Here is a 5,041-nt window from a genome sequence, read left to right on the forward strand (position 1 = left end):
CCACGCCTGGGGCGCCATGCTCGACGAGACGAGGGACTGACGGTTCTCATCCACTCATCGGCACGGGCGGTAGCTTCCTTGGGAAGCTGACCACGGCGCCAGGCGTCCCGAGGATGCCGCCACAGTCCAGCGATGGTCATGGATCCGCCATGACGACGCCCGCGGGTATGGCAGATCTGCAACCATCGTCCGAGAGGATCGATAGACGGCCGAGATGTCTGCCACAGGGCGATCTACCCAAGGTCGACCTGGAGGAGTTGAAGCGGCTCCGGGCCGGGGTTCAAGCCCGAAGATCCGGTGCTTATTTGTGGGTCCGGACTGTTTCGGCCGGTGTAGTCTCGACCTATGGCTCGCGACATTGGCCAGGAGATGCTGTCCAACCTGGAACGCCGCTTTGCGGCCGGCGAGATTGATCAGGCCACGTTCGGTTCGCGAAGGACGGAGATCGTAGAACTCATCAGCAAGGGCTGGCCGTGCGGTTGAACTGAGTCGCCCCGAGAAGGTTTTGTGGGGCGGGATGGCCGGGCTCATTGTTGCGGTCGTGGGTGCGCTGTTGTTGATTGGGGCGCCACAGCCGGGAACTGGATTAGTCTCGCGATAGCGGTAGCCATGATTGCGTTCGGGCTCAATCGTCTGGCTGTTGTTCTTCGGCATTAGCCCTCGCCGGGGTCCCCGACAGGGACGGTGTTATCCCGGCGCGATCCGATATGCGTCCGCAACCCTCGACTTAGGTCTGGTTTGATCCGACACGAGATTCTGACCTCCCCGGCGCCCACTCGGATGAGCCAACGCAAACAGAACCGCGGTCGCCACGCCGGGTTTTTCCGTTCCGCACCCAAGCCACTCATCTGGATGCGACCGCGCCGGAGTGACGCGCGACTTCGGTCCCAAGAACCTTCGCAACCCAAACAATGGCCTGACCGCGGCATGGCGATCCTGGCGTGCTGCTCGGTGAGCACCCCGACCGGACAGGCCCGCTGCGCACATTCCGCTTCCGACGCGGCATCTCGACTGGCCGCCCGAAACAGGGCGCATCCACGTGCCGCATGCTGCGCCCGGCTATGGCTGGAGGCGACGACGACGGCGGCCGGGCGGCCCATCACCGACGGCTCGAAACCGACCAGAGTTCGAGCGTCGTCGTCACATCCGGGCGGTAGAGCCAGTTGCACCGTTCCCGCGACAGTCCCCACGAGATTGCCGCCGTGGTGAGTTCGCTGCGCCGGGGCCTTGGGGTTGTGGACGGCGGTGTACGAGTCGGGGAAGTTATCCACAGATTTGCGGGGGCCTCTTGTGGCGGCGGGTGGGGGGTCGCCTACGATCCTCGGAATCGCGGGTCAGCGAGGCCACCCCCGGCCTCCAGGGCGCGCGCTACAGGGGGTCGGCGATGGCCGGACTGGTCCCGGGTGGCGGCCCGGTGTGGAGAGGCTCGGCGTCTGCGACGCGCGGCGGTGGTGAGCGGGGCGCGAAACGCCTGGCGGAGGTGGACCTGCTGGTCGGTGGGGTGTCGTTCGAGCAGGCTGTCACTCGGCAGCGTCTGGTCGAGGCGCGGCCCGAGCAGCCACCGGTGGACTGGCAGTTGGTCGTGGTCTTGCGTCGCAGGGCGTCCGAGCGGATCACGGCGGCGATCGCCGAACAACCGGGGCCGCTGGCCGAGGTCGACCGACGCCTGCTCGGTCGTTCGATCGTCCGGACGGTGGTGCGCGATCATGTGGACGCGCTGAGCACCCGGGGTGAGGCGTTGTGGCCGATCGCCGTCGAGCAGGCCTACTCCGACGCGGTGGAGAACGCGATCTTCGGGTTCGGCCGGCTGCAGCCCCTGTTCGAGATCCCGGACGCGGAGAACGTGGAGATCCACGGCTGCGACTCGGTCGTCGTCCAGTTCGGGGACGGGCACAGGGAGAACCGGCCGCCGGTCGCCGACAGCGACGAGGAACTGGTCGAGGCGATCCGCTTCCTCGGCGAGACTGTCAACCCGGCCCGTCCATTCGACGACACCCACCCGATGATGACGCTGGCCCTCGGCGACCGGCACCGGCTGCATGCGATCGGATTCGGGCTGAGTTACCGGCCGAGCATCACGATCCGCAACCACACCCTGGTCGACATCGACCTGCGCCGCCTCGCCGCAGGCGGGATGATGCCCGAAGAGGTCGCGCGCCTCCTCCACGCCGCCGTCCTCGCCCGCAAGTCGATGGTGATCTCCGGCGACCAGGGCGCCGGCAAGACGACCCTGCTGCGGGCGCTGATCGCCGCGATCCCGCAGAGTGAGCGGTTCGGGACGCTCGAGACCGACTACGAACTGCTCACCCACCTGCAGCCGCACCGCCGGAACATGGTCGCGCTGCAGGCCCGGGTCGGGATGGGAGAGGTGCAGGACGGACGCCGCGTCGGCGAGTTCACGGTCGCCGACCTGATCCCCGAGGCGCTGCGGCAGAACCTGTCCCGGCTGGTGGTCGGGGAGGTCCGCGGCGGGGAGGCGGGGGCGATGTTCGAGGCGATGACCGCAGGAGCGGGGACGCTGAGCACGACACATTCGCACTCCGCCGCGTCCACGATGGACCGGCTCGCGTCCCGGGTCGCGCAGGGCGGCGTGCTCAGCATGGACGAGGCCTACCGGCAGATCGCCCACCACATCTCGCTGCTGGTCCACGTCCGCCTCGTCGATGACACCTGGCGCGGCGGTCTGCGGACGCGCACCGTCGCGGAGATCCGCGAGCTCACCGGAGGGCTCGAGGACGGACGGCCCGTGACCCACCTGGTCTACCGCTCGGGCGACGGAGAGGACTGGTTCAACCCCGAGCCCGCTCTGCTGGGCGAACTCGCCCCGTACACCGCGGCCTGGGAGGAATGATGGCAACCCTCCTCGCCTCCCTCTGCGGTGTCCTCCTCGCCGGCGGGCTCGTCCTGGTCGTCGCGGGTTTCCACACCCCTCCCGCCGCGAGCGGGCCCTCCTCCACAGGCCTGTGGACAAGTCTTGTGGACAGCCGCCCCGGCCGGGCCGTACGGCGGCGCTGGTGGCAGCTGTTGCTGGCCGTCGTGGTCGGTGTCGTCGCGGCGTCGATGACCGGGTGGGCGCTGCTGGCCATCCTCGTCCCCGTCGTCGGCTACGGCCTTCCGCTGGTGCTCTCGGCCCCGCCCCACCGCGACCTCGCCCTGCTCGAGGCCCTCGACCGCTGGGTGCGGACGCTGGCGTCCCTGCTGCCCACCGGGCGATCGATCTCCGACGCCGTCCGCGTCGGTGTCCGGCAGGCTCCCGCGCTGATCGCTCCCGACCTGCGGCTACTGGTCGCGCGGCTCGACGACCGCTGGACCATCGAGCAGGCCCTGTTCGCACTCGCCGACGAGCTCGACAGTGCCGACGCGGACGCCGTGCTGGCCGCCCTCGCACTGGCTGCGCAGCGCGGCGGCACGGGCGCCAGCACCACCCTGGCCGCGCTCGCCGACAACATCCAGGACCGGCTGCGCGCCCTGCGCGAGATCGAGACCGAGCGGGCCAAGCCCCGCTTCGTCGTGCGCCAGGTGACGGTGATCACCGCCGTCGTGCTCGCGCTCGCTCTGGCGTTCGGCGGCTCGTTCTTCGCCCCGTACGGCACCGACCTCGGCCAGGTGCTCCTGCTCACCCTGGTCACCGCCTACCTCGGTTCCCTGCTCCTGCTGCGCCGCATGACGCTGCCCCGGCCCCGGCAGCGCATCCTCGCCAGGCGCCCGGTGCCCGTCCCTGCCGAGGCGTCACCTCCCGGTCCCCGGCGGACGCGGTGAACCCGCTCCTGCTCGCCGTCGCGACCGGCGCCCTGCTGGGCTTCGGGTTGTGGGCGTTCGCCGGCGCCGCGCTGCCCGTCCGGCCCCGGCTCGCCGACGCGCTCGACCTCCTCGACGGTCGGCTCTCCGCCCCTGCCGAGCCACCCGGGGGCGGCATCGACCGGCTCGGCGCCCGGCTGCGCTCGCGGCTACGACGACCGGTGTCCGCGGCCACGCTGCGCAGGCTGCGACTCGCCGGGCGCAGTGTGCAGCGCCACGACGCCCACAAGGTCCTCGGTGCGTTCGCCGGGCTGCTGCTGCCCGTCCTCCTCGGCGCCGCGCTCTCCGCGCTGCTCGGGACGAGCCCCGCCGTGCCGGCCCTGGTCGGCCTCGCGGGCGGCGTGGCCGGCTTCCTCCTCCCCGACCTGCTGCTGCGGAGCGCGGACGGCGAGCGCACCGAGGACGCCACCGAGGCGCTGCTCACCTACTTCGACCTCGTCACCCTCGAACGCCTGGCCAACGCCTCGGGCAGCCAGGCCCTGCGTTCGGCGGCGGCGGTCAGCGACGTGACCGTCTTCGCAGCCATCAGGGACGCGCTCGAACGTGCCCGCCTCGAGCAGCGCCCGCCCTACCCCGAGCTGCGGCGGCTCGGGACGGAACTCGAACTGCCCGCGCTCGTCGACGTCGCCGATGTGATGGCCCTCGACGAGGCCGGGGCGTCCCTCTCGGTCGCGCTGAGGGCCAGGGTGAAGGAGTTGCGCGACGCCCACCTGACCCAGACGAGGATCGCGGCGTCCGCCGTCTCCGAGCGGATGGCCGTGTTCATGGTCGTCCCCTCGCTCGTCTTCGGCCTGTTCTTTCTCGTCCCACCGATCCTGCGGTTGCTCGGCAGCTGAGCCGGGCGAAGGAGGCACTGCAATGAGGTTTCTGCACCTGCTCGTGGCAGCCCTGGTCGGGCCGCCACCGCGCCGCGACCAGCGCGGCCTGTCCCAGTCCACGGAGACGGCCATCCTGCTCGGCGGGGCGGTGCTCGTCGCCGCGGCCGTCGTCGCCGCCGTCACCGTGTACGTGAACGCCAAGCTGCCGAGACCGTGAACCGGGCCCGGCCGGCCGCTCCGCCGGATGCCCACCGGCACCCCGGCAGCGGCCGGACACGCCGCCAGCGTGGCGTGGCGGAGTCGACCCAGTGGACGGTCCTGCTGCCGACGCTCCTGCTGCTCGTGCTCGGACTGGTCCAGGTGGGCGTCTGGCTGTACTCGCGCACGGTCGCCGCGCAGGCGGCGGCCACGGTCGCCGACCTCCG

At 71.1% G+C, this 5,041-nt stretch carries 6 protein-coding genes; all 6 read left to right on the forward strand.

What is annotated here, in order from left to right:
- The first annotated feature begins 345 nt into the window (after nt 1–345).
- The gene (locus QM633_RS08310; RefSeq protein ID WP_415153278.1) at nt 346–483 is read left to right on the forward strand and encodes a hypothetical protein; all 138 of its coding nucleotides are present in this window, start codon (nt 346–348) and stop codon (nt 481–483) included.
- A 901-nt stretch (nt 484–1,384) separates the two neighbouring features.
- Nucleotides 1,385–2,851, forward strand: a complete 1,467-nt coding sequence (locus QM633_RS08315) for a CpaF family protein (protein WP_415153279.1) — start codon at nt 1,385–1,387, stop codon at nt 2,849–2,851.
- Nucleotides 2,851–3,759, forward strand: a complete 909-nt coding sequence (locus QM633_RS08320; protein WP_415153280.1) for a type II secretion system F family protein — start codon at nt 2,851–2,853, stop codon at nt 3,757–3,759. Before QM633_RS08315 ends, QM633_RS08320 begins: the two co-directional genes overlap by 1 nt.
- The gene (locus QM633_RS08325) at nt 3,756–4,634 is read left to right on the forward strand and encodes a hypothetical protein (protein ID WP_415153281.1); all 879 of its coding nucleotides are present in this window, start codon (nt 3,756–3,758) and stop codon (nt 4,632–4,634) included. The genes QM633_RS08320 and QM633_RS08325 overlap by 4 nt, the downstream gene beginning before the upstream one ends.
- Nucleotides 4,635–4,656: 22 nt before the next feature.
- Nucleotides 4,657–4,833: a hypothetical protein gene (locus QM633_RS08330; RefSeq protein WP_415153282.1), complete on the forward strand. Its 177-nt coding sequence runs from the start codon at nt 4,657–4,659 to the stop codon at nt 4,831–4,833.
- A gap of 74 nt (nt 4,834–4,907) precedes the next feature.
- A partial coding sequence (locus QM633_RS08335) for a TadE/TadG family type IV pilus assembly protein (RefSeq protein WP_415153283.1) occupies nt 4,908–5,041 on the forward strand: 134 nt, incomplete at its 3' end.

The organism is Propionicimonas sp. (genome assembly GCF_047606205.1).
Taxonomy (GTDB): Bacteria; Actinomycetota; Actinomycetes; order Propionibacteriales; family Propionibacteriaceae; genus Propionicimonas.